Genomic DNA, 976 nt, shown 5'->3' on the forward strand with positions numbered 1-976 from the left:
GTACGCTCGGCGGCTGCGAGACGGGCGACGCCAAGCTCACGCGCGGCCACGGGCTGCCGGCGCGCTACGTGATCCATGCGGTCGGGCCGGTGTGGCACGGCGGCGGGAGCGGCGAAGCCGACCTGCTGGCGTCGTGCTACCGGCGCGCGATCGAGCTGGCCGAGGAGGTCGCGGCGACGTCGATCGCGTTCCCGGCGATCAGTTGCGGCATCTATCGCTATCCGGCTGAAGAAGCCGTCGAGATCGCGGTGGGCACCGTCGCCGAAATGCTGCCGCAAGCGCCGAACCTCGCGCGCGTGGTGTTCGCGTGCTTTTCTCCCGACATCTACGACCTCTATCGCGCGCGGCTCGCGCGGACGTGACGCGTCACGCGGCGCGGGATGCGCCGCGCAAGCGTCATGCGCCGCCTTCGAAGCCGGCCTGGCGCCACGCCTCGAACACGACCACCGCGACCGTGTTCGACAGGTTCAGGCTGCGGTTGTCCGGCCGCATCGGCAGGCGCACGCGCTGTTCGTTCGGGAAGCGCTCGAGCAGCTCGGCGGGCAGGCCGCGCGTTTCCGAGCCGAACACGAACCAGTCGCCGGGCAGGAACGCATGATCGTGGAAGCGGCCCGAGCCGCGCGTCGTGAACGCGAACATCCGCGTGGGGTCGGGCGTTTCCGCCGCGACGAACGCGTCCCAGTCGCGGTGCACGCGCATCTGCGCATACTCGTGATAGTCGAGGCCCGCGCGGCGCATCCGCGCGTCGTCGAGCGGGAAGCCGAGCGGCTCGATCAGGTGCAGGCGGGCGCCCGTGTTGGCGCACAGGCGGATCACGTTGCCGGTGTTCGGCGGAATTTCGGGGGCGACGAGGACGACGTTGAACATGTTTCGGTCTGGCTGGGCCGGCCGGGGCGGCGCAACGCGCGCGTTCCCGGCCGGCCGGTTCGGGAGGGCGGAAGAGCGGCGTGTGGGGTAAGAGGGTAGAGTTCGTTGT

2 protein-coding genes are annotated in these 976 nt (G+C 70.9%); one reads left to right on the top strand and one right to left on the bottom strand.

What is annotated here, in order from left to right; translation table 11 throughout:
* Positions 1-362, top strand: a 362-nt coding sequence (locus G3N99_RS40980) for a macro domain-containing protein (RefSeq protein ID WP_206125279.1), incomplete at its 5' end; no start/stop codon positions are given.
* Positions 363-396: 34 nt separating this feature from the next.
* Here G3N99_RS40980 and trmL read toward each other — a convergent pair.
* A complete protein-coding gene (gene trmL, locus G3N99_RS40985) occupies positions 397-867 on the bottom strand; it encodes a tRNA (uridine(34)/cytosine(34)/5-carboxymethylaminomethyluridine(34)-2'-O)-methyltransferase TrmL (protein WP_206125280.1) in 471 nt (156 codons plus the stop codon).
* Positions 868-976: the final 109 nt, after the last annotated feature.

The sequence above is a fragment of the Burkholderia sp. Ac-20392 genome, assembly GCF_017104585.1.
Taxonomy (GTDB): domain Bacteria; phylum Pseudomonadota; class Gammaproteobacteria; order Burkholderiales; family Burkholderiaceae; genus Burkholderia; species Burkholderia lata.